The following is a 23,639-nucleotide window of genomic DNA, read 5'->3' on the forward strand; positions in this document are numbered from 1 at the left end:
TGTTCAGTTAATTTAGACGTGGACCAGTGTACCTTCGTCTTCGCCCATGATCACGCGCGTGAGCGCGCCAGGCTTGACGATGGAAAACACCTTGATCGGCAGTTTCTGGTCGCGGCACAGTGCGAACGCGGTGGCGTCCATCACTTGCAGGTGTTTCGAGATGGCTTCGTCGAACGTGATGCTCTCGTAGCGGGTCGCGGTTGGATCCTTGTTCGGATCGGCGCTGTAGACGCCGTCGACCTTGGTGGCTTTCAGGACGATCTCGGCCGAAATTTCGGCGCCGCGCAGGGCAGCAGCCGTATCGGTCGTGAAGAACGGGTTGCCGGTACCGGCGGCAAACACGACGACCTTGCCTTCTTCCAGATATTGCAGCGCTTTCGGGCGCACGTAGGGCTCGACGACCTGCTCGATGGCGATGGCCGACATGACGCGGGCGGTGATGCCGACGTGACGCATCGCGTCCGCCAGTGCCAGCGCATTCATGACGGTGGCCAGCATGCCCATGTAGTCGGCGGTCGCGCGGTCCATGCCCTGGGCGCCGGGAGCGACGCCGCGGAAGATGTTGCCACCGCCAATGACGACCGCAATCTGCACGCCCAGCTTGGCTACTTCGGCCACGTCGGCCACCATGCGTTCGATGGTGGCGCGGTTGATGCCGAACTGATCGTCGCCCATCAGTGCTTCGCCAGACAGTTTCAGAAGGACACGTTGGTAAGCTGGTTTTGTCATGATGAAGCGGCTCCTTTAAGATAGTGCTGTGGATCGAATTCGGGTCTGACCAGCGCCTCGTGGGCGGGTCTCATCCGTGCCGGGACGGATGGGATTGTAAAGCGGGTACGGCTTGGGGCGCGCTACGCATGGCGGACGCGACGATTGATGGCCGGGCATTCATCCGGAATGATAACGGAGACGCAATATTCATCCTGCAAAACTTACGTTCGGATACCAAACCAAACCGGCTCCGACCGCTGCCCCATCACCACGCCGCCACCTATCACCGCGTGGGCGGAATAGCCGCCTGCGCGGCCCGGCCTACGCGGCCCGGCCTACGCGGCCCGGCCCACCCTACAAAAACGGGCCTCACGGCCCGTTTGTTTGATTACTGCTTGTTGGCAGCCATCTGTGCTGCGACTTCAGCTGCGAAGTCGTCGACCTTCTTCTCGATGCCCTCGCCCACCACGTACATGGTGAAGCCCTTGACGGTGGTGTTTGCCGCCTTGATCATCTGTTCGATCGACTGCTTGTCGTTCTTGACGAACGCCTGGTTCAGCAGCGAGACTTCTTTCAGGTACTTCTGCACCGAACCGTCGACGCGCTTGGCGACGATGTCAGCCGATTGTGGCTGCTTGCCTTCGGCGACGGCCTTGTCGGCATCTTCCTTGGCTTTCAGTTCAGCAACCGAACGCTCTTTTTCGATCATTTCTGCTGGCACTTGCTCCGAAGACAGAGCGACTGGCTTCATGGCAGCGATGTGCATGGCCAGGTCCTTGCCGACTTGCTCGTCCGCACCTTCGAAATCGACGATGACGCCGATACGGGTGCCGTGCAGGTACGACGCCAGCTTGCCGGTGGTTTCGAAACGCTGGAAACGACGCACGGTCATGTTCTCGCCGATCTTGCCGATCAGGGCAGTACGGACGTCGTCGAAGGTACCGCCTTCGTGCGGCAGGGCTGCCAGTGCAGCGACGTCAGCCGGGTTGTTTTCGGCGACCAGGCGTGCTGCCAGGTTGACCATGGCCAGGAAATCGTCGTTCTTCGCGACGAAGTCGGTTTCGCTGTTGACTTCGACGAGCGCGCCGACGTTGCCCGAGATATAGGTAGCCACAACGCCTTCGGCGGTCACGCGTGCCGATGCCTTCGATGCCTTGCCGCCCAGCTTGACGCGCAGGATTTCTTCGGCACGACCCATGTCGCCGTCGGCTTCGGTCAGTGCTTTTTTGCATTCCATCATTGGTGCATCGGTCTTGGCGCGCAGTTCGCCAACCATTGCTGCAGTAATAGCTGCCATAGTGTGTTCTCCTAAATGTGTATCCAGGGGTGCAGTCCGCGAATGATGTGCGTCCTGCAAGTATTTAGCTTAAAAAAAGGGGGGCTCGACAGTACGGCGCCCCCTTCTATGTGGCAGCAGGCACATGGCCTGCCATCACTTATGCCTGCTCAGAAACTTCGACGAAGTCGTCGCCGCCGGCTGCCTTGACCATGTCAGCCACTTCGTTGGTCGCGCTGGCGCGGCCTTCGATGATCGCATCGGCAACGCCGCGTGCGTACAGGCTGATGGCTTTCGACGAGTCGTCGTTACCCGGGATGATGTGGGTGACGCCTTCTGGCGAGTGGTTGGTGTCGACGATGCCGATGACCGGGATGCCCAGCTTGCCGGCTTCGGTGATCGTACCTTTGTGGTAGCCGACGTCAACAACGAAGATCGCGTCTGGCACGCCGCCCAGATCCTTGATACCGCCGATCGACTTTTGCAGCTTGATCATTTCGCGCGAGAACATCAGCGCTTCTTTTTTCGACATCTTCTCGACCGAGCCGTCTTCGACCAGGACTTCCATTTCCTTCAGGCGCTTGATCGACGTCTTGATGGTCTTGAAGTTGGTCAGCATGCCGCCGAGCCAGCGCTGGTCGACGTATGGGACGCCGGCGCGTTGCGCTTCAGCTGCGATGATGTCGCGAGCTTGACGCTTGGTGCCGACCATCAGGATCGTGCCGCGGTTGGCGGAGATCTGCTTGATGGTTTTCATCGCATCCTGATACATCGCCATGGTTTTTTCCAGGTTGATGATGTGGATCTTGTTGCGATGACCGAAGATGAACGGTGCCATCTTTGGATTCCAGAAACGGGTCTGGTGGCCGAAGTGAATACCGGCTTCCAGCATTTCGCGCATAGTAACGGACATGTAATTCTCCAGGGTTGGGTCTTGAATGTGGCCAGTCACCAAGCAGGCACCCTTTTAGGGCCACATTCGCGATTTCTATCAATTAAAAAACTTTATTTTTACAACGTTGCACGATGTGAATCCGAGCAACCCGAGATTCTAGCGGAATTGTCAGCAATATTCAAGCGTGCAATCGCAGCCGGGCCAGGCGGCGCATTGCCCCAGGCTCTTCCCCTGCCTTACAGCAGTACCGCGACATCCCTTATAATGGCGGCCATACTGCCCCGACCATTGCCACCCCGGTCGCCGGGCGCTCACCCGATACCACGCAGGATACGACTCTCCTATGGCCACCATCATCAAGACCCTCGAAGAAATCGACGGCATGCGCGTCGCTTGCCGCCTCGGCTCGGAAGTGCTGGACTATATCACTCCGTTCATCAAGCCCGGCATCACCACCGGCGAGCTCGACCGCCTGGCGTACGAGTACATGGTCAACGTGCAAGGCACGATCCCGGCCACGCTCAATTACGCCCCGCCCGGCTACCCGCCGTTCCCGGGCTCGATCTGCGCGTCACTCAACGACGTCATCTGCCACGGCATCCCGGGCGACCGCGTGCTCAAGAGCGGCGATGCGCTGAACATTGACATCACGCCGATCACCAAGGAAGGCTTCCACGGCGATAACAGCCGTATGTACCTGGTCGGCGAGCCGTCGATCATGGCGCGCCGCCTGTCCGAGGTCACCTTCGAGTGCATGTGGCTGGGGATCGCCGCCGTCAAGCCGGGCAAGCACCTGGGCGACATCGGCTACGCGATCCAGCAGCATGCCGAAAAGAACGGCTACAGCGTGGTGCGCGAATTCTGCGGCCACGGCGTGGGTCGCTCGTTCCACGAAGAGCCGCAAGTGCTGCATTACGGCCGCCCGGGCACGCTCGAAGTCCTGCAACCCGGCATGATCTTCACGATCGAACCGATGATCAATGCCGGCAAGCGCGACATCAAGGAAATGCCGGACGGCTGGACCATCAAGACGAAAGACCGCAGCCTGTCGGCGCAGTGGGAACACACGGTGCTGGTCACCGAGACCGGCGTCGAAGTGCTGACGCTGTCGGATGGCAGCCCGCCGCCACCGGCGATCGCCTTGCCGCTGCTCGGGCCGGACTTTGTCTGGTCTGCGCCTGCTCCTGCCGCCGCAGCGGCATAAGGAGCCGGCCATGGGTCACGCCGAACACCTGGACACCGTCCGCACCACGCTGCGCCAGCGCCTCAAGAACGAGCGCCAGCTCGTGTTCCAGGCGTTCCAGGAAGACGGCATGCCCGAAAAACTGCTGCGCAACCTGCGCCAGGTCGTCGATGCGGTGCTGATCGATGCCTGGCAGGCAGCCGGCCTGCCCGCCGGCACCGCGCTGGTGGGCGTGGGCGGCTACGGGCGCGGCGAGCTGTTTCCGTATTCCGACGTCGACCTCCTGATCCTGCTGGCCGCTCCGCCGGACGCGATCACGCAAGCGCGCCTGGAAGGCCTGGTCCAGCTGCTGTGGGACCTGGGTCTGGAGATTGGCCACAGCATCCGCACGGTCGAGGAATGCCTGATCGAATCCGCGGCCGACATCACGGTACAAACGAGCTTGCTCGAAGCGCGTCTGGTCACCGGCAACGAGCCGCTGTTCGACACGCTGCAGCAGCGCTACCGTGAGGCGCTCGACCCACAGGCGTTTTTCCGGGCCAAGACGGCCGAGATGCGCCTGCGCCATGCCAAGCACGAATACACGGCGTTCGCGCTCGAACCGAACGTCAAGGAAAGCCCGGGCGCGCTGCGTGACCTGCAGGTGATCATGTGGGTGGCCAAGGCCGCGGGCCTGGCCGACAGCTGGGGGCAGCTGGCCACGCGCGAGCTGATCACGCGCATGGAAGCGCGCCAGCTGATGGAAAAGGAAAGCGCCTTCAAGGACATCCGGATCCGCCTGCACCTGCACACCAAGCGGCGCGAAGACCGCCTGGTGTTCGACGTCCAGACGGCGATCGCCAACACGCTCGGTCTGGTCGCCACCGATGATGGCCCGAACGTGCGCCGCCCAAGCGAACTGCTGATGCAGCGCTACTACTGGGCCGCCAAGACCGTCACACAGCTCAACACCATCCTGCTGCAGAATATCGAGGCCCAGCTGTTCCCGCAGCCGGCCGTTGCCTTCCCGATCAGCGCCCACTTTTTACAGATGGGGAACCTGATCGACATCGCGCAGGACGACACGTTCGAGCAGACGCCCACCGCGATCCTCGAACTGTTCGTCGTGATGACCGAGCGCCACGACATCAAGGGCATGACCGCGCGCGCCACCCGCGCGCTGTGGCACGCCCGCACCCAGATCGACGACGCGTATCGCGCCGATCCGGTCAACAAGGCGCTGTTCCTGCGCGTGCTGCAGGCACCGCGCGGCATGGTGCACGCGCTGCGCCGCATGAATGAATTCGGCATCCTGGGCCGCTACCTGCCGGCGTTTCGCAAGATCGTCGGCCAGATGCAGCACGACCTGTTCCACGCCTACACGGTCGACCAGCACATCATGATGGTGGTGCGTAACCTGCGCCGCTTCACGATGCCCGAACACGCGCACGAATACCCGTTCTGCAGCCAGCTGATTGCCGACTTCCGCGACCGCTGGGTGCTGTACGTGGCCGCGCTGTTCCACGATATTGCCAAGGGCCGTGGCGGGGACCACTCCAAACTCGGCATGGACGACGCGCGCCAGTTCTGCAGCAGCCATGGCATGACCGAGGCCGACACCGAACTGGTGGTATTCCTCGTCGAGCAGCACCTGACGATGTCGCAGGTCGCGCAAAAGCAGGACCTGTCCGATCCCGACGTGATCGCGGCGTTTGCCGCCGTGGTCAAGGACGAACGCCACCTGACCGCGCTGTATCTGCTCACCGTGGCCGACATTCGCGGCACCAGTCCGAAGGTCTGGAATGCGTGGAAGGCCAAGCTGCTGGAAGACCTGTACAAGACGACGCTGCGCGTGCTGGGGGGCGAGCCGCATTCGGCCGACCGCGAACTGCGCGCGCGCCAGAAAGAGGCGCTGGCCACGCTGCGCCTGTTTGGCCTGCCGGTCGATGCGCACGAGGCATTGTGGAAGCAGCTGGACGTCGCGTACTTTTTGCGCCACGACGCCTCCGACATCGCCTGGCAGACGCGCGCCCTGCACGACAAGGTCGACAGCGACAAGCCGATCGTGCGGGTGCGCCTGGCGCCGATCGGCGAAGGCCTGCAGGTGGCCGTGTACATCAAGGATCAACCCGACCTGTTCGCGCGCATCTGCAGCTACTTCGACCGCAAGGATTTCTCGATCCTCGACGCCAAGATCCACACGACGCGCCACGGCTATGCGCTCGACAGCTTCATGGTGGCCGACGAACATTTCGCCGGCAGCTACCGCGACATCATCAACCTGATCGAGCATGAACTGAGCGCCCTGCTCGTGTCGCAGGAACCGCTGCCGCCACCGTGCCGCGGACGCCTGTCGCGCATGTCGCGCACGTTCCCGATCACGCCAACCGTGGAAGTGCGGCCCGACGAACGGGGCCAGTTCCATGTGCTGTCGATCGCTGCAAACGATCGTATGGGCTTGCTGTATGCGGTATCGAGCGTGCTGACGCGCTACCGCATCAACCTGCACACCGCCAAGATCATGACGCTGGGCGAGCGCGTCGAAGACGTATTCCTCGTCGACGGCCCTGCCCTGAACAACCCGCGCATCCAGGTCCAGCTCGAAACGGACCTGCTCGACGCGCTCAAGATCTGATTTACTCCTTCACCGAAAAGCTTTGACAATGACCGAACCGCTCCGCCTCTCCAAACGAATGTCCGAACTGGGCCTGTGCTCGCGCCGCGAGGCCGATGAATGGATCGCGCGCGGCTGGGTGCGGGTGGATGGCCAGGTGGTATCGGAGCTGGGCAGCAAGGTGCTGCCGACGCAGCGCATCACGGTCGAGCGTCAGGCCGCCGCCGAGCAGTCCAAGCGCGTCACGGTGCTGATCCACAAACCGGTCGGCTACGTCAGCGGCCAGGCCGAAGACGGCTACACGCCGGCCGTCGCGCTGATCCGGCCCGAGAACCGCTGGGCCGACGATCCGTCGACGGAACAGTTCCACCCGACCCAGCTGCGCAGCCTCGTGCCCTGCGGGCGCCTGGACATCGACTCGGTGGGCCTGTTGGTGCTGTCGCAGGACGGCCGCATCGCCAAGCAGCTGATTGGCGAGACGACGTCCATTGAAAAGGAATACTTGGTGCGCGTGGAGTATACGAAGCCCGGCACGCTGCCGGACAGTGAACTCAAGAAGCTGAAACACGGTCTGTGGATGGATGGTAAACCGCTGCTGCCGGCCAAGGTGCGCTGGCAAAACGAAGACCAGCTGAGCTTCACGCTGAAGGAAGGCCGCAAGCGCCAGATCCGGCGCATGTGCGACATGGTCGGCCTGAAGGTGCTGGGCCTGAAGCGCGTACGGATCGGGCGCGTCAAGCTGGGCGACCTGCCGGTGGGCCAGTGGCGTTACCTGACACCGGAAGAAGGTTTCTAAGCCTTCAGACACAATGCTGGCCGATCTTACGCAACCAGATCACAGCCGGGGTCAGGTCTGACATTCGGACACGAACTCAGCCTTAGTCAAGCCCAATAGCACAGCCGGGGTCACAGCCGGGGTCAGGTCTGACATTCGGACACGAACTCAGCCATAGTCACGCCCGATAGTGTCATGACCAGCATTAGCATTGCAATGTGACAGCTACTCCCGACTAACCCGGCTACCTCACTGCCGAGGCCGTGTCCGAATGTCAGACCTGACCCCGGCTTTTTTGCTGCACGACTGCCGAGGTCATGTCCGAATGTCAGACCTGACCCCGGCTTTTTTTACTGTGACCCCGGCGTTTTTTGCTGCAGACAGGTTATGGCAGCGGCGCGTTTTCGGCCACCAGGCCCTCGGTACGTAGCGCTTCCCAGAACGCTTTCGGGATCGCCATCTCCATCAACACCGCATTGCGCCGCAGGTGCTCGGGGCTGCTTGCGCCCGGGATCGTCGCGGCGACCACCGGGTGTGCCAGGCCGAACTGCAGCGCGGCTGCAGCCAGGTCGACGCCGTGGTCGACCGCTACTTTACGCAAGCGTTCACGTTGTGCGAGCTTGTCCGCATCGGCCGGGCCGTAATCGTAATTCGGCCCGCCGGCCAGAAAGCCCGAATTGAATGGGCCGCCGATGACGACTTTTGCACCGCGCTCGGCGCACAGCGGGAACAATTCGGCCAGCGGCGTCGTTTCCATCAGCGTGTAGCGCCCGGCCAGCAGGAAGATATCAGGGTCGGCGTCGCGCAGCGCGCGCAGGCAGGGTTCGACCGTGTTGACGCCCAGACCCCACGCCTTGATGACGCCCTCCTCACGCAGCTTCGTCAAGCCCTCGAAGGCGCCGCCTGGCCCGGACGCGATCCGGTAGTAGTGGTCGAACTGGTCGCCGAACATGTCGGGCGACAGGTCGTGCACGTAGACGATGTCGATCGATGCCAGCGCCATGCGCTGCAGGCTGTCCTCCACCGAACGGCGCGCGCCATCGGCCGTGTAGTCGATCACCCGTTTGAATGGCAAGGCGCCGACGAACGGCGCGGCGATCTCTCCCGGGCTGGAGGGAGCCAGCAGGCGGCCGACCTTGGTCGATAGCGTGTACTCATCGCGCGGGCGGCGGCGCAGCGCGTGGCCGAAGCGGTGTTCGGACAGGCCGGCGCCGTAGTGCGGCGCGGTGTCAAAGTAGCGGATGCCGGCGTCCCACGCGGCATCGGCGGTGGCCTGGGCTGCTTCGTCACTGGTGGCGTGGTACATGTCGCCAAAGCCGGTGCCGCCCAGGCCCAGGCGCGTGATGGGTTGGTAGCGCTGTGTCATTGGGTGTCCCTTGTGCGTGAATCAGGGACAAATTCTGCCTGACGCGCGCCGACCCCGTCGCACAGCAGACTAGCGGGGGCGCCGTTCGATCTGCACCAGCGCCGCGCCCAGCATCTCCAGATCGACCGGTTTGGCAAACAGGTCGTGAAAGCCGGCGGCGCGTGCTTCGATGCGGTCTTTCTCCTGCGCGTAGCCGGTCACTGCGATCAGGATCGCATGGTCGGTCCCGGGTTTGGCGCGCAGTGCCCGCGCCAGTTCGAAGCCATTCATCTCGGGCAGGCCGATATCGAGCAGGCACACGTCCGGCTCGAACAGCGGCAGCGACGCCAGCGCGTCGCGCGCCGAATGGGCAACCGACACCGTGTGGCCCAGCGTCTCGAGCAGCAACGCCAGCGTCACGGCGGCGTCTTCGTTGTCGTCCACGACGCCGATGCGCAGCGCGGCCGGATTGCCCTGCGGCGCGTCCGTCCCCATAGCCGGCGCGGCAACGCCCGCGCGCGCCGACAGCGGCAGCGTCACCCGGAACGTGCTGCCGCAACCCGGCCCGTCGCTGGCAGCGGTCACTTCGCCGCCATGCAGCTTGAGCAGGCTGCGCACGAGCGCCAGGCCGATGCCCAGGCCACCCTGGCTGCGATCCAGCCCGCGCGTGCCCTGCGAGAACAGATCGAACGCGCTGGCAATCAGCTCGGGCGACATGCCGATGCCGTCGTCGCGGATCGCCACGTCGATCAGCGCGCCGCGCGTCGACAAGCGCACCTCGATGCGCCCGCCCTCGAGCGTGTACTTGGCCGCGTTGCTGAGCAAATTGGTCATGACCTGCACCAGGCGCTTGCGGTCGCCCACCACCAGCAGCGGCGCGGGCATCGATTCCAGCACCAGACGGTGGTCGTGCTTTTCGATCAGCGGTCGTACCTGTTCGATGGCGTCGGCCAGGACATCCTTCAGATCGAGTTCGACGAACTCGAGCTCCACCTTGCCGCGCGTGACGCGCGACACGTCGAGCAGGTCGTCGATGAGGGACGTCATATGGCCGGCCTGACGCGCGATGATGTCGGCGGCGCGCTGCACCATGCTTGGCTGGAGCTCGAAATTGGACAGCATCGTGGCCGCCGAGACGATCGGCGCCAGCGGATTGCGCAGCTCATGTGCCAGCATCGCGAGGAATTCGTCCTTGCGCTGGTCGGCGCGGCGCAGCGCCTCGTTCAGGGATTCCTGTTCGGCCAGCGCCTGGCGCAGTTCGATCTGGCTCATGACCTGGTGCGCCATCGTCGTCAGCATGAACTGCTGCTGCTCGGTCAACCCTTCCGGGCGGGGCTTCTTGTCGAGCACGCACAGGGTGCCAAGGGGAACGCCGTCGCGCGTGCGCAGCACGGCGCCGGCGTAGAAGCGCAGGCCGCCCTCGGCCGTGACGAGCGGATTGCAGCTGAAGCGGGGATCGTCCTGAGTATCCGGCACGACCATTTGTTCCTGCTGCAGCAGCGCGTGCCGGCAGATCGAATTCTCGAGCGGCATTTCACGTGTGCCCAGACCGATCTCCGACTTGAACCACTGCCGGTCGCGCGCGATCAGGTTGACGGCGGCAATCGGCGCGTCGAGCAGCTGGCCAACCATGCGCACCACGTCATCGAACGAGCGCTCCGGCGGCGTATCAAGGATACCGAACGAATCGAGGACGGCGAGGCGTGCATCTTCATCGAAGTGAGCGGAATTGGACGTCATCGCGGGAAAGCTTCAAGTGGCACGGTAAAAGGAAGCCGGTATCGGCATCGTGGAAAAGCATGATCGGCAGGCCCACACCTGCCTTTTGGCTACCCATTATAAATACCAAACCGCTGTCCTGCATGTGCATGGCGTCCACGAAACTGTGCATGCCTGCGTGACAGGCCGCTAGTTGCGGTTGCGATCGGCGAGGAACTGGATGGCGCGGGGATGCTGCGGGTTGGCGAAGAAGTCGCCGGGCGCGCCCTTCTCGAGGATTTTGCCTTCGGCCATGAACCAGATGCGGTCGGCCACGTCGCGCGCGAACCCCATCTCGTGGGTCACGCAGACCATCGTCATGCCTTGTTTTGCCAGCGTGCGCATCACCTGCAGCACCTCGCCCACCATCTCCGGATCGAGCGCGCTGGTGGGCTCGTCGAACAGCATGATCGACGGCCGCATGGCCAGCGCGCGGGCAATCGCGACGCGCTGCTGCTGGCCGCCCGACAGCGCGTCCGGATAGGCGTCGGCCTTGTGGGCCAGGCCCACCTGGTCGAGCAGCACCATCGCCTGTTCCCTGGCTTCGGCCTTGCTGGCGCGCTTCAGTTGCACCGGCGCGAGCATGCAGTTTTCGAGCGCCGTCAGGTGCGGGAACAGGTTGAATTGCTGGAACACGAAGCCGATGCCGGCGCGCAGCGCGTTGACGTCGACGCCTTTCGCGTGGATGTCCTGCCCGGCAATCGCAATCTGCCCGCCATCGATGTCTTCGAGCCGGTTAAGCGTGCGGATCAGCGTGGACTTGCCCGACCCCGATGGCCCGCACACGACCAGCACCTCATTTTTTTCGACGCGCTCGGTGATCCCCACCAGCGCGTGATAGTCGCCGTAATACTTGTTGACGTTATCGAGAACGATCATCGTTCGCTTCTTTCAAGAATTCAGTGCGCGCCGGCGGGCCGCCGCTGCAGGCGCCGTTCGAGCAGGAAGGCCAGGCGCGACAGGCCAAAGCACAGGACGAAATAGGTCAGCGCCAGGATCAGGTACACCTCCACCGCGCGGGTGAACACGAGCGTGTTGATCTGCGTGGCGATGAACGAGACTTCCGACAGACCGATGATGTAGCCGAGCGAGGTCGCCTTGATCGTCGAGACCAGCTGATTGACGATCGACGGCAGGCCGTGGCGCAAGCTCTGTGGCAGCACGACGTGGCGCAGCGCCTGACCGTAGTCCAGGCCCAGCGAACGGGCGCTTTCCAACTGCCCTTTCGGCAGCGCGCGGATGCCCGCCGCCACGATCTCGGCCAGGTACACGCTGTCGAACACCACCAGCACGATCAGCATCGTCATCGCCTGCGAGGTCTTCACGCCGGTCACGGCGGGCAGGAAGAAGTACACCCAGAACAGCACCAGCAGCAGCGGTACGGCGCGCACGAGCTGCACGAACGCGCCGACCGGCAGGCTGATGGCGCGGCGACGGCTCACGCGCGCAATGCCCAGCACCAGGCCAAGCGGCATGGCCAGCACCAGCGCCGCGCCGGACAGCAGGATGGTCAGCACCAGGCCGCCCAGCGGGCCGTCCGGGTATTGGCCGACCAGGAAGTACACCCAGTAGGTATCGATCAGTTCCAGCATCGGGACGCTTTCATGGTCAGGCCGCCGTGCGCACCGGATAGCGGCGCTGGAACAGGTGCGCCGCCGCCGAAATGACCAGCGAAACGGTCAGGTAAGCCAGCGTGGCAAAGGTGAACGCCTCCAGACTGCGAAAGCTCGCCGTCTCGACGCGCGCGGCCTGGTACATCATCTCGGCCGCGCCGATCACGGTGGCCACACTGGTGTCCTTCCACAGATTGACGGTCTGCGACAACAGCGGCGGCACCGAGGCACGCAGCGCCTGCGGCAGCAGCACGAGGCGCACCGCCGCGGCCCGCCCCAGGCCCAGCGAACGGGCCGCTTCGAGCTGGGTCGCGGGTACCGCACGGATACCGCTGCGAATATCCTCGGCCATGTGCACGCCGCTGTAGAGCGTGAGGGCGATGACGGCGCATACCGCTTCGGGATTGTTCGCGTACAGGATCTCGCGCAGCCCCTCGGGCAGCAGCTCGGGGAACGCAAAGTACCAGAACAGCAGGTGCGCCAGCAGCGGCACGTTGCGGATCGATTCGACGACCGTAGCGCCGATCGCGCGTAGTGGCCTGGAGGTCGACGTGCGCATCACCGCCACCAGCGCGCCGAACGGCAGCGCGAAGGCGAAGCTGATCACGGTCAGCTGGATCGACAGGATAAAGCCCTGCACCAGCCAGTCGTGGTACTCGCCGGATTGCAGGATGGTCGGATCGAACAGCGCCAAGGTCAGATCTTGTCAGTGCTGATCTTGAAGGTGCGCTTGGCGATATTGGCGCGCGTTCCGGGGCCATACCACTTGACGAACAGGTCTTCGGCCGCGCCATTGGCTTCGAGCTCGCGCAGCGCCTGGTCGACGACCGTCTTGAGGCCCGCCTCACCCTTGCGCAGGCCCAGGGCAATCGGCTCGACGCCGATCGACTGCGGCAGGATCACGAAATCCTTGGCGGCCGGTCCCAGTTTGCCGTAGTCAGCCAGCAGCGACGACTCGTCGTTCACATACGCTGCGCCCTTGCCCTGGCGCAGTGCCTGGAACGCCTGCTGCGTGTTCTCGAACGTGACGATACTGGCCGTCGGCACGGCCTTTTTCATATTGGTTTCCTGGGTGCCGCCGCGGACCGTGACGACCTTCTTGCCCGCCAGTTGCGGCAGCGCCGTGATGCCGCTGTTCTTGCGCACCATGACCTTCGAGCCGGTGACGAAGTGGGTCAGCGCGAAATCGACCTGCGCTTCGCGCTCCTTGTTGTGCGTGAGCGTGGCGGCCAGGATGTCCACGTGGCCCTGCTGCAGCTCGGGGATGCGGGCCGATACGGCCAGCTGCTTGAACACCGGCTTGACGCCGATTTTCTTGGCCACGGCGGTGGCGATGTCGATCTCGTAGCCCACCAACTGGCGCGTCTTCGGGTCGATGAAGCTGTTCGGTTCATCGGTGCCGAGTACCCCGAACACGATCTGACCTTTCTTCTTGATGTCGGCCAGCTGGTCGGCATGGGCCATACCCATGGTGAGCGAACTACCCAGCGCAACGGCGCACAGGATGAGGGAACGGCGGTTGATCATGCAAAATCTCCAGCAACAATATTCGATGATCGTAGTATAGAACAAACACTTATATGAGAAAACGAACAATTCGCCATAAGATAATACTGTTTTGCGTATATGTACCGACGCGCGCCCGATGAGGCGTGCGACTCATTCCACGCAATATTGTCATAATTACCTACTACGAATGCGGAACACCCCATGCTGCTCGCCACCTACAACGTCAACAGTATCAACAGCAGGCTGGACGCCCTCTTGCACTATCTCGAGGAGCGCCAGCCCGACGTCGTGTGCCTGCAAGAGCTGAAGGCGCCGCAAGAGAAATTTCCGATCGCCGCGATCGAAGCGGCCGGCTACCATGCGCTGTGGCAGGGGCAGAAAAGCTGGAATGGCGTCGCGATCGTCACGCGCGAGCCGGCGCAGGAAGTGCAGCGCGGCCTGCCGGGCGACGACGCCGACGAACAGAGTCGCTACCTCGAGGTGGCGTACCAGGGCATCCTGATCGCCTGCCTGTACCTGCCAAACGGGAATCCGGCGCCCGGCCCCAAATATGATTACAAGCTGGCGTGGATGGAGCGCCTGCGCCTGCGCGGTCTGGAGCTGCTGGCCGCCGGCGTGCCGGCCGTACTGGCCGGCGACTTCAATGTGATCCCGACAGAACGCGATGTCTACAAGCCAGAACGCTGGGTCGAGGACGCGCTGTTTCGCGACGAGACCCGTGCTGCCTTCGGGCGCCTGATGGAACAGGGCTGGCTCGATTCGCTGCGCGCGCTGCATCCGGACGAGACGATCTACACGTTCTGGGATTACTTCCGCAACGCGTTCGGGCGAGACGCGGGCCTGCGCATCGACCACCTGCTGCTGAGCCCTGCGCTGGCACCGGCGCTCAAGGCGGCCGGCGTGGATAAATTCATGCGCGGGCGCGAAAAGCCCAGCGACCACACGCCGACCTGGATTGAGCTCGACCTGAGCAAGCTTCCGAACAAATCCGCCTGACCCAATTCACGACGGCGCCCATCAATGCGCCGCGACCACCACCATAAGGAATCCTCATGAAAAAACTTCTCGTTCTCGCCGCTTCCCTCGCCCTGCCGATCGGCGCGCAAGCTGTCTCGATGCCAGGCTTTTGCGCCAAGGGCATCGGCTCGGCCGAAGCCAAGGTTTGCGGCCATCCCGGCTCCGCCGAATCGGAAGGCCTGATCTACGCGATGTACCGCGCAGCGCTGGAAAAAATCGATGCCGGCGCCGGCAAAACGCTGCAGGAACAGCACACCAAGTGGTGGGACGGCGTCAAGCAATGCGCCGACGCCAAGGACATGACCACCTGCATCAACAATGCCTACGGCACCCGCGCGATGCAGCTGCAGACGGCCTACAAGGTCACCAAGGCCAAGGGCCCGGTGAAGTACACCTGCAGCGACAAGAGCAAGATCACCGCCTTCTTCTTGGAGACCACGCCAGCGTCGATGGTCGCAGCGCGCAACAATGAACACGTGCTGCTGCGCGGCGAGCCAAGCGATAACGGCGTCGCCTACGGCAACCGCGGCGAGCAATTCAAGGAACAGAATGGCAAAGTCACCATCAAGTGGGGCGAGAACGCTAAGGAACTGAGCTGCAAGAAGGCGTAATGACTGCTTGACCCCGCGCTGCGGGATGCTTGACGAAGGGCGAACATGCGCTATGCTGTTCGCCCTTTCTTCATCTCGCCGCCACCATGCTTTCGCCCGAACAGCTTTTCGGCTTTCTCGCCGCCGCCATCCTGATCACGCTCTCCCCCGGGCCCGACAACCTGATGGTGCTCAGCACCGGCATTGCCAAGGGGCGCCTGCGGGGCGTGGCCTTCGGGCTTGGCTGCGCGTTCGGCTGCCTGAGTCACACGCTGCTGGCCGTTATTGGCGTGAGCGCGCTGATCGCAGCGTCACCGACGGCATTCACGGCGCTCAAGGTCGCCGGCGGCCTGTACCTGATCTGGATGGGCTGGGGCGCGATTCGCAGCCGTGGCGGCGCGCGCGTCTCCGGCGAAGGATTGTCGAACGAACCGGCGCGGCGCCTGTTCGCCAAAGGCCTGGTGGCTGCAGCGATCAATCCGAAAGTGGTGCTGTTCTTTCTGTCGTTCCTGCCGCAATTCGTGGTCGCTGCGCGCGGCGACGCCAATCTGCAGATCGGGGTACTGGGGCTGGTCTTCACACTGCAGGCGGCCGTGATTTTCGGCCTGCTCGGCTACTTTTCGGGCACGATCGGCGGTTGGCTGAACCGCACCCCCACGGCCGGCATGTGGCTCGACCGGATCGCGGGGGCGGTGTTCATCGGACTGGGGCTGCGTTTGATCGTGGCCCGGTAGTCATTACATCGTTATGCCGACGGCTCGTGAATCGGGCAGCGGTTGAATTCCGAGCGGAACTCGCGCGACGTGGCCATCACCTGGCGCCGCGCGCGGTTCACCGACCCGAGCGGGCGGTGTTCGACGAGGCAGTTCCACTGGTCGTAGGCGATTTCGTCTTCCAGCTTTTCCAGCGACGCGTCCCAGCTCGTTTGCGGTTCGAGGCGCACGCGCGCCACGGCGATGAACGGGCTCAGTTCCTGTGGCCACTCGACGGAGGCATCCTCGATCGGCATCTTCTCGACATCGACGTTCAACTGCACGCGCAGTTCCCACTCGCCGCCTTGCGATGCGAAGTGCGAGCCAATTGCGTGACGCTGCGCGTCGTCTTCGGTCTTGATCGATGCGCCATCGAGCGCCAGCAGTTCAGGCGCGACGGGGGCCAGCGACAGCTTGGCCATGTACTGGCCGTACAGGTACGGGGTCTGGCTGAAATAGGTCTCGCCCAGCGGATGGTGCTGCGGTTCGCCGCCCAGTGCCTTGAGCATGCCGCTCTCGCCACCGACCGCCTCCAGCGCGTTTTCGGCAGTACGCAGCACGGCCGAGATGATTTTCTTGCCGGTTTCGGACGCATTGGTGGTCGCTGCCAGCATTTTCACGCTTTTCAGGAACCCCTGCGGATCGGGCGCCGAGAACACCGGGCCGTTCACCATCAGGAAGTCCTGCGAGTTGCCGCTCTTGGCCGTGTCGAAGCGCTCGCCCGGCACGTTCAGCACCTTCATCGCCACCGCGCGGTGGGTCGAGACGCCGTCCGGCAGCTGTTCTGCCGGTGGCGACGACCATCGCAGCAGCACGTCATAGGTGCCGGCCTTGCCAAACAGGCCCTGGGCCAGTTGCGGTGGCAGGTTGTCCAGCACGGTCAGCTTGCCGCGCACCAGGGCGTGGCCCTTGGCGTGCACGGCGCGGCTGGCGTGGCCCTCAAGGTCTGCCACCTTCTTGGCCATGTTGGCAAATACGGTCTGCAGCGCGTGGATGGTCTCGGATTCGTCGAGGCCGACGTGTTCGAACTCGCTGCGAAATACGAGGGGATTGGCTGGTGCGGTGGTCGTCATGGGTGGCTCCTGAAATGAAGGCTCCAATGTAGCGAACTTCGCCCATGCGCGATGTTCGCCAGACCACCATTCCGACCACGCGCCGTTACAGCGTGACGATTACCTGTGCCGCCTGACCAGCCTTCGCCGCAACCGGCACTTCCAGCAGGTGCTGCTGGGCGTTGAAGACGAAGCGCACGGCGCGCCCGTCGACGGTCACGGCCCGCGGTTTGGCCGCCACGTTGTGCACCTTCAGCGAAAAGCCCCGTGGGACAGCGGTCATGGCCTTGCCGGTTTCGGTGGCAAAGCCGATCTCGAGGCGCGCTTTGCCGTCTGCCTCGTCAAGCTTGCTGGTAAAGCGCACGATCTCGTACTTGCCCGCCGCGAAAGCGCCGGCCGTCTCGCCATCGTCGTCATACAGCTTGCCGCTGGAGGTCTTGACCGAGGCATCGTGGTAGTAGTGCAGGTCGATCTGACGGCCCGTGTAATCGCGCGTGGTCTGCACCACCTTCGCCATCGGCACGAACGCGCCGGCGCGCACGTAGACCGGGATATTGGCATCGACCGGCCGCACGGTTTCGAGAATGCCGCCCTTGTGCGTCTGGCCCGTATGGAAGTCGAACCACACGCTGCCCGTGGTCGGGAAGTACACCTCGGCGCGCGTGGCGCCCGGCTTGACGATCGGCGTGACGAGGAAATCCGGGCCCCACAGATAGGTCGACGAGCGCTCGATCGGCTGGGCCGGATCGGTTTCGACGAACATCAGGGGGCGCATCAACGGCATGCCGGTCTGCTGGTTGTCGAACGCGATCGTGTAGTTATACGGCAGCATCGCGTAGCGCAGCCACACCGCTTCGCGCGCCAGCACCTTGGTGCGCTCGGAGCGCAGCACCGGTTCGGACGCCACCGCCTCTTGCGCATGCGGGCGGAAGATCGGCTGGAACACGCCGTACTGCAGCCAGCGCACGTACAGTTCGTCGTCAAGCACCGCGCCGGCAAAGCCGCCCAGGTCCGAGTGCATGTACGCCAGGCCCTGCATGCCCATCTGCAGCGAGATTTCCATTTGCGACTGCAGACCGCCCCAGCTGCGGCTGACGTCACCCGACCACGGGATCATGCCGAAGCGCTGCGACCCCGAGTAACCGGCGCGCATCAGGATGAACGGCCGCTCGGCCGGGAATTCACGCCCGTAGCCTTCAGCGATCAGTCGCGCCCAGTCATGACCATAGACGTTGTGGACCTGGTCGGCCGTGCCGGTGCCATGCACCAGATTCGACGGATGCAGCTCCGGCTCGCCCAGATCGCCCCACCAGCCCGTGACGCCGCCCTTTTTCAGGTCGCGGTAGATGTTCCACCACCAGTCGCGCCCTTCCTTTTTGTACAGGTCGATCAGGCCCGTGTTCCCGAAGTAGAAGTCATACGTGGCAGGCTTGCCCGCGCCGTCCAGCGCCAGCACGTTCTTGTCGACCGCTTCCTGCCAGCGCCTGGACGTGGTCAGCACGAACGGCTCGGTGATGACGACGGTCTTGACGCCCTTGGCCTTGAAGTCGGCCATCATTTTTTCGGCGTGCGGGAACGTGTCGCGGTCCCAGTCCATATTGCCCATCGTGCCCTGCACCGTCTTGCCGAACCAGTACAGGTCGAGCACGACGGCGTCGAGCGGAATCTTCTCTTGCGCGAACTTGTCGACGATGGCGCGTGTCTCGGCCTCGGTCTTGTAGCCAAAGCGGCTGGCGAAGTTACCGAAGGCCCAGCGCGGCGGCAGCGGCTGGCGGCCCGTCAGGTCGGTGTAGCCAGTCATGACGGCGTCCCAGGTGTCGCCCGCGACGACCTGGTACGTCTTGCGCCCGCCGATGACTTCATAGCGCAGCGTACCATCCTTGCGGCTGTCGAAATCGAGCCAGCCGACCTGCGGATTGTCGAAGTGGATCGCGTATTTTTTCGACGACAGCGCCACGGGAATCGTGAAGTTGAGCAGCTCGGAACGTTCGGCGTAGCCGTAGTCGGCCTTGTTGTACAGGCGCAGGCGGTTGCCGCGCCGGTTCATGCCGAGCGCACGCGCCCCGCCGCCGTACAGTGCCTCGCCGTCATCAAGCCCGAATTCGATGGTGTCCATGCCGTCGATGCGGCCAAAGCCGCGCTTTTCGGCCACCAGCGGCTTGCCCTTGTACGAGTACCCGATGCGAAACGGCTTACGGTCGACCGTGACCGCGATGCCGTCAGTGGCGTACGTGATGCGCGCGCCGTCGTCCTTGAAGGTCGCCGGGGCCTGGACCGGGGCCAGGATCACCGCATGCGAGGCCGGCTCGAACTGTTCGCCGTTGGGGATGAAGGTGGTTTCGACGATCGCGCTCGAATACGGCTTGATCAGGTAACGCCCGTCGGCCGTCGCGATCTCGAGCGTGTTGCCGTTCTGCGCGACGCTCTTGAACTGGCGCTCGGCGTTCTGCGCGAACGCGAACGTGCTGGTGGCCAGTGGGAGTGCGGTGATGCACAGGGCAAGGCGGGCGATCGTGGCTGTTGTCATGGCGTGGTTGTCGTTATGTCAGGTTGTGCGGCTGCAGCCGAAGCATGACAGATTTCGACTGCCACCAACAGCCTCCCCCTACATGAAACCTGAAGACCGGTCGCTGCCTGGCTGGTCCCTCGCGGCGCCACGTGGCAGCAGCACGCATGCCACCCGATCTGCAAGCTTCATCCAGATGGCATAGAATCGTCGGATTTTGCGCGCCGGCCTGGCCAGGGCGCAGTCGCAGAGGACTTGTATGGACATCGCACACGGGCGCCCGGTCAGCCAGACCCGCTCATTCGCCACGATCGCGCTGATCGAGTTGTGGGAGCGCTTCGGCTACTACGGCATGCAGGCGCTGATCGTCTACTTCATGGTGCAGCGCCTGGGGTTCGACGACACCCGCGCCACGCTGGTGTGGGGCGCAGCCGCTGCCCTGATCTACGTCGCGCCGGCGATCGGCGGCTGGATCGGCGACAAGGTGCTCGGCACGCGCCGCTCGATGGTAATCGGCGCCATCATCCTGTCGCTCGGCTACGCGCTGATGGGCATCCCGACGACCAATACCTGGCTGACGTTTTCGGCGCTGGGCGTGATCGTCGTCGGCAATGGCCTGTTCAAGCCGAATACCGCCAACCTGGTGCGCAAGATCTACGAAGGCAACGACTCGAAGATCGACAGCGCCTTCACCATCTACTACATGGCGGTCAACGTCGGTTCGACGGTCTCGATGCTGGCCACGCCGGCGATCAAGGACCATGTCAACGCCAACTACGCCGGTGAACTGGGGTGGCACGTGGCGTTCGCATTCTGCAGCGTCGGCCTGTGGGTCGGTCTCATCACGGTGGGCCTGTTGCGCCGTTCGATCGGGCATATCGGTTCGCCCCCGGACAACTTGCCGCTCAACTGGGGCAAGCTCGCGCTGGTGCTGGGCGGTGGCGTGCTGGCCGTGATCGCATCGGCCTTCATCCTCGAATACGGCTGGCTCGCGCGCCTGTTCGTGTATCTGGCGGGCCTCGTCGTGCTGGGCATCTTCATCCATCTGATCCGCACCAGCCAGGCCAGCGAACGCTCGGGCCTCGTCGCCGCGCTCGTGCTGACGCTGCAGACGGTGTTCTTCTTCATCTTCTACCAGCAGATGTCGACGTCGCTGTCGCTGTTCGCGCTGCGCAACGTCGACCTGGACTTCAGCCTGTTCGGCAGCCATCTGTTCACCTGGTCGCCGGCGCAGTTCCAGGCGCTCAACGCCATCTGGATCATGCTGCTCAGCCCCGTGCTGGCCTGGGTCTATACGCGCGCCAGCAATGCAGGCCGCGACCTGTCGATCGCCGCCAAGTTCGCGCTGGGCTTTGCCGTTGTCGCGGCGGGCTTCTTCACGTACGGCTTCGCCGGCGCTTTCGCAGTCAATGGCCTGACCTCGTCGTGGATCATGATCGCGGGCTACGGCCTGTATTCGCTGGGCGAACTCCTGGTGAGTGGCCTGGGACTGGCGATGATCGCGCGCTACGTGCCGGCGCGGATGGGCGGCTTCATGATGGGCGCCTACTTCGTGGCAGTCGGCATTTCGCAATACCTGGGCGGCCTGGTGGCCACGATGGCCAGCGTGCCGCAAGGGATGACCGACCCGCTGCAAACGCTGCCGATCTACACAAGCCTGTTCAACAAGCTGGGCCTGGCCGCCATCGCCTGCACGCTGATCGCGCTGGCCGCACTGCCGCTGATGCGCCGCCTGACGGCCGAGCACCATACGCACCGGTAAGGCTTCTTGTAAGATGGCCGGATTGCTTCTTTTTCGATCCGGCCATCATGTCTTCCAATTCCCTCGACACTAACCTGCAGGTCGCACAGCGCGTGCACGCCATCGAACCGTTTCGCGTCATGGAGATGGTCAAGGCCGCCGCGCTGCTGCGGCGCGCGGGCCACGACATCATCAGCATGAGCGTCGGCGAGCCCGATTTCACGGCGCCCGACATCGTCGCCGATGCGGCCGTCGCCGCAATCCGCGGCGGCATCACCCAATACACCGAGTCGCTTGGCCTGCCCGAGCTGCGCGCTGCCATTTCTGGCCACTACGCCGCGACGCAGGGCCTGGACATCGATCCGCGCCGTATCGTCATCACCGCCGGCGCCTCGGCCGGCCTGCTGCTGGCCTGCGCCGCACTGGTCGGGCAGGGCGACGAGGTCCTGATGCCCGACCCGTCGTACCCGTGCAACCGCCATTTCGTGACCAGCTTCGGCGGCACGCCGATCCTGGTGCCGGCCTCGTTCGAGGACCGTTACCAGCTCGGCGCACGCCATGTGCACGAGCGCTGGACGGCGCGCACGCGCGGCGTGCTGGTGGCCTCGCCCTCCAACCCCACGGGCACGTCGATGACCCCGGCGCAGCTGCGCGACATGCTGGCCGCCGTGCGCACACATGGCGGCTTTGCCATCGTCGACGAGATCTACCAGGGACTGTCGTACGACCACGTGCCGGTCAGCGCGCTGGCGCTGGATCCGGATGTGATCACGGTGAACAGCTTCTCGAAATACTTCAACATGACCGGCTGGCGCCTGGGCTGGCTCGTGGTGCCCGACAGCCTGGTGCCGGTGTTCGAGAAGCTGGCGCAGAACCTGTTCATCTGCGCGCCGACGATCGCCCAGCATGCGGCGCTGGCCTGCTTCCGGCCCGAAGCGCTGGCGATTTTCGAAGCACGCCGCCAGGAATTCCAGCGCCGCCGCGACTATCTGGTGCCGGCATTGCGTGATCTCGGGTTCGGGGTGCCGGTGATGCCCGACGGCGCGTTCTACGTGTACGCCGACATCACCGCGCTCGATCATCCGCTGCGCGGCGACAGTGCGGCGCTGAGCATGGCGCTGCTCAATGACGCGCACGTGGCGATCGTACCGGGGGACGACTTCGGTGTGGCGGCGCCTGGGCAGCATGTGCGTTTTTCGTATGCGACCAAGTATGAGCGGATCGAGGAAGCCGTGGCGCGGCTGGCGCGGCAGCTGGGGCGCTGAAGGCCCGGCACCGTCAACCCTCGGCCGCGGGCGACTCTGCGACCAGGTCGATGAAGGCACGCAGCGGCGCCGGCATGCGCCGGCTCGGAAAATACAGCTTGGGGCCCTCGAAGCGTTGCCACCACGTTGGCAAGACAGGCTCCAGACTGCCGTTCCCGAAATATGGATCGAGCCAGTTTCTGAAAGTGCAGATCAATCCATGCCCGGCGCGCGCCAGTTCGATACCGGCAGCGGCTGCATCGACGCCGATGATCAACCGGCTCGCCGGATCGACGGTGATTTTTTCACCATCGCGCTCGAAGTCCCAGGCAGTGAGCGCGCCACTGGCAAAGCGCAGACGCACGCACTGATGCGCCATGACGTCGCGGGGATGCGCAGGGTAGCCATGCGCGCGCAGATACGATGGCGCCGCGGCCAGCGCCAGCTCCTGGTAGCGCGGGCCGATGGGCACCGCGATCATGTCCTTCGCAAGATGTTCGGGATAGCGGATGCCGGCAGCACAACCCTGCGCAATCGTATCGGTCAGCCGGTCGTCCACGACCAGTTCGACGCGCACTGCAGGGTGCGTGGCCAGAAAGCGATCGATCAACGGCGGCAAGATGTCGACCATGACCGAACCGGCCACATTCAGTTTCAGTAATCCGGTCACTGACGTGGACGCGGTGCTGATTTCTTGCAGGGCAGCGCGCGTCTGCGACAACAAGGGGCTCAGGCGGGCTTCCAGCTCGCGCCCTGCTTCGGTTGGCGTCACGCTGCGCGTGTTTCGTGTCAGGAGGGGCAGGCCAAGCTGCTTTTCCAGACGCGTGATGGTGTCGCTGACATTCGACGGCGCCAGTCCCAGCCGTTTCGCGGCGGCCCGGAATCCCTTCGCATCGCACACCGCAAGAAACACGGAAAGATCGTCCAGGGATGGCTCGCGATTGTTCTTCATGGCGATCAGTCTATTCTGAAACCGCCGTCTTATCAAACTGGCTGGCCTCTTCTACACTGGTTTGCGCCGGATACGACCGCTCGACAGGCGGCGTATCCAGGCGCCCGGTGATCGCTGGAGAGAACGC

Annotated in this window: 19 protein-coding genes and 1 pseudogene; 8 read left to right on the forward strand and 12 right to left on the reverse strand. The window is 64.0% G+C overall.

What is annotated here, in order from left to right:
- Positions 1 to 12 precede the first annotated feature (12 nt).
- The 3 genes from pyrH to rpsB form a co-directional block, all read right to left on the reverse strand.
- Complete coding sequence (pyrH, locus tag AC56LH_RS09555; protein ID WP_183552976.1) at positions 13 to 729, reverse strand: UMP kinase; 717 nt, start codon at positions 727 to 729, stop codon at positions 13 to 15.
- Positions 730 to 1,099: 370 nt separating this feature from the next.
- A complete protein-coding gene (gene tsf / locus AC56LH_RS09560; protein ID WP_183552978.1) occupies positions 1,100 to 2,008 on the reverse strand; it encodes a translation elongation factor Ts in 909 nt (302 codons plus the stop codon).
- Between the two features lie 139 nt (positions 2,009 to 2,147).
- Positions 2,148 to 2,900: a 30S ribosomal protein S2 gene (rpsB, locus tag AC56LH_RS09565; RefSeq protein WP_183552980.1), complete on the reverse strand. Its 753-nt coding sequence runs from the start codon at positions 2,898 to 2,900 to the stop codon at positions 2,148 to 2,150.
- A 295-nt stretch (positions 2,901 to 3,195) separates the two neighbouring features.
- Here rpsB and map point away from each other — a divergent pair.
- The 3 genes and pseudogenes from map to AC56LH_RS09580 all read left to right on the forward strand — a co-directional run.
- Positions 3,196 to 4,086: pseudogene (gene map, locus AC56LH_RS09570) on the forward strand (type I methionyl aminopeptidase); the annotation flags it as partial.
- A 10-nt stretch (positions 4,087 to 4,096) separates the two neighbouring features.
- The gene (locus AC56LH_RS09575; protein WP_499645726.1) at positions 4,097 to 6,679 is read left to right on the forward strand and encodes a [protein-PII] uridylyltransferase; all 2,583 of its coding nucleotides are present in this window, start codon (positions 4,097 to 4,099) and stop codon (positions 6,677 to 6,679) included.
- A 28-nt stretch (positions 6,680 to 6,707) separates the two neighbouring features.
- Complete coding sequence (locus tag AC56LH_RS09580; protein ID WP_258834513.1) at positions 6,708 to 7,454, forward strand: pseudouridine synthase; 747 nt, start codon at positions 6,708 to 6,710, stop codon at positions 7,452 to 7,454.
- A 364-nt stretch (positions 7,455 to 7,818) separates the two neighbouring features.
- Here AC56LH_RS09580 and AC56LH_RS09585 read toward each other — a convergent pair whose 3' ends face one another.
- From AC56LH_RS09585 to AC56LH_RS09610, 6 genes are all read right to left on the reverse strand, one after another.
- Entirely contained in the window at positions 7,819 to 8,799 is a 981-nt protein-coding gene (locus tag AC56LH_RS09585; protein ID WP_499645727.1) for an aldo/keto reductase, read from the reverse strand.
- Between the two features lie 69 nt (positions 8,800 to 8,868).
- The gene (locus tag AC56LH_RS09590; RefSeq protein ID WP_499645728.1) at positions 8,869 to 10,518 is read right to left on the reverse strand and encodes a hybrid sensor histidine kinase/response regulator; all 1,650 of its coding nucleotides are present in this window, start codon (positions 10,516 to 10,518) and stop codon (positions 8,869 to 8,871) included.
- A 168-nt stretch (positions 10,519 to 10,686) separates the two neighbouring features.
- Positions 10,687 to 11,415, reverse strand: coding sequence for an amino acid ABC transporter ATP-binding protein (locus tag AC56LH_RS09595; protein ID WP_499645729.1), 729 nt, complete (start codon positions 11,413 to 11,415; stop codon positions 10,687 to 10,689).
- A 20-nt stretch (positions 11,416 to 11,435) separates the two neighbouring features.
- Complete coding sequence (locus AC56LH_RS09600) at positions 11,436 to 12,128, reverse strand: amino acid ABC transporter permease (protein ID WP_499645730.1); 693 nt, start codon at positions 12,126 to 12,128, stop codon at positions 11,436 to 11,438.
- A 16-nt stretch (positions 12,129 to 12,144) separates the two neighbouring features.
- Positions 12,145 to 12,843, reverse strand: coding sequence for an amino acid ABC transporter permease (locus AC56LH_RS09605; RefSeq protein WP_499645731.1), 699 nt, complete (start codon positions 12,841 to 12,843; stop codon positions 12,145 to 12,147).
- Between the two features lie 2 nt (positions 12,844 to 12,845).
- Entirely contained in the window at positions 12,846 to 13,676 is an 831-nt protein-coding gene (locus AC56LH_RS09610) for an ABC transporter substrate-binding protein (RefSeq protein ID WP_499645732.1), read from the reverse strand.
- Positions 13,677 to 13,859: 183 nt separating this feature from the next.
- On the opposite strand from AC56LH_RS09610, the gene xth reads away from it, so the two are divergent.
- The 3 genes from xth to AC56LH_RS09625 all read left to right on the forward strand — a co-directional run bounded on the left by xth (position 13,860) and on the right by AC56LH_RS09625 (position 15,999).
- Positions 13,860 to 14,654, forward strand: a complete 795-nt coding sequence (gene xth, locus AC56LH_RS09615) for an exodeoxyribonuclease III (RefSeq protein WP_499645733.1) — start codon at positions 13,860 to 13,862, stop codon at positions 14,652 to 14,654.
- 56 nt (positions 14,655 to 14,710) lie between these two features.
- Positions 14,711 to 15,286 (forward strand): MliC family protein, encoded by a 576-nt coding sequence (locus AC56LH_RS09620; protein ID WP_499645734.1) that lies wholly within the window; start codon positions 14,711 to 14,713, stop codon positions 15,284 to 15,286.
- An 86-nt stretch (positions 15,287 to 15,372) separates the two neighbouring features.
- Positions 15,373 to 15,999 (forward strand): LysE family translocator, encoded by a 627-nt coding sequence (locus AC56LH_RS09625; RefSeq protein ID WP_332533381.1) that lies wholly within the window; start codon positions 15,373 to 15,375, stop codon positions 15,997 to 15,999.
- A gap of 11 nt (positions 16,000 to 16,010) precedes the next feature.
- Here the strand turns inward: AC56LH_RS09625 and AC56LH_RS09630 are convergent, their stop codons facing one another.
- Together AC56LH_RS09630 and AC56LH_RS09635 are read right to left on the reverse strand one after the other, a co-directional pair.
- On the reverse strand, positions 16,011 to 17,090 hold the full coding sequence (locus tag AC56LH_RS09630; protein WP_499645735.1) for a catalase family protein: 1,080 nt from the start codon (positions 17,088 to 17,090) through the stop codon (positions 16,011 to 16,013).
- 85 nt (positions 17,091 to 17,175) lie between these two features.
- On the reverse strand, positions 17,176 to 19,596 hold the full coding sequence (locus AC56LH_RS09635) for a glycoside hydrolase family 31 protein (protein ID WP_499645736.1): 2,421 nt from the start codon (positions 19,594 to 19,596) through the stop codon (positions 17,176 to 17,178).
- 238 nt (positions 19,597 to 19,834) lie between these two features.
- On the opposite strand from AC56LH_RS09635, the gene AC56LH_RS09640 reads away from it, so the two are divergent.
- Both AC56LH_RS09640 and AC56LH_RS09645 read left to right on the forward strand, forming a co-directional pair.
- A complete protein-coding gene (locus tag AC56LH_RS09640; protein WP_499645737.1) occupies positions 19,835 to 21,337 on the forward strand; it encodes a peptide MFS transporter in 1,503 nt (500 codons plus the stop codon).
- Between the two features lie 47 nt (positions 21,338 to 21,384).
- The gene (locus AC56LH_RS09645) at positions 21,385 to 22,581 is read left to right on the forward strand and encodes a pyridoxal phosphate-dependent aminotransferase (protein WP_499645738.1); all 1,197 of its coding nucleotides are present in this window, start codon (positions 21,385 to 21,387) and stop codon (positions 22,579 to 22,581) included.
- A 13-nt stretch (positions 22,582 to 22,594) separates the two neighbouring features.
- Here the strand turns inward: AC56LH_RS09645 and AC56LH_RS09650 are convergent, their stop codons facing one another.
- Complete coding sequence (locus tag AC56LH_RS09650) at positions 22,595 to 23,512, reverse strand: LysR family transcriptional regulator (RefSeq protein ID WP_499645739.1); 918 nt, start codon at positions 23,510 to 23,512, stop codon at positions 22,595 to 22,597.
- Between the last annotated feature and the right edge of the window lie 127 nt (positions 23,513 to 23,639).

This window comes from Telluria sp. LT1R51-2, assembly GCF_059685775.1.